At 48.7% G+C, this 236-nt stretch carries 1 protein-coding gene; it reads right to left on the bottom strand.

Features of this window, described 5'->3' with window-relative positions:
• A partial coding sequence (locus tag RAD10_RS42540) for a hypothetical protein (protein WP_461622096.1) occupies nt 1–236 on the bottom strand: 236 nt, incomplete at both ends.

The raw sequence follows: 236 nt of genomic DNA, 5'->3' as shown, positions 1-236 counted from the left end.
GGCCAGCTCGCCAAGGATCATCAGTGCTGCACCGCTAAAAAGCAAAGGTTTAACGGCTTGTTTTTTCAGTAAGACCCACAAAGCAAGCACCAGCGCGATGGTCATCGCGAACAAATACGTGTACCAAAACATCGTTTGTGCATTCACTAAATGCGGTACTTGCTCGGTTAAAAACGCCATATAACCGGTACGAGTTGCAAACGAAATCGCTGCCCCAACGATGACCGCTAACGCAC

The organism is Bradyrhizobium sp. 23AC, from assembly GCF_054863025.1.
The sequence above is the reverse complement of the archived record's forward strand: the minus strand, read 5'-3'. Positions and strand labels throughout refer to the sequence as shown.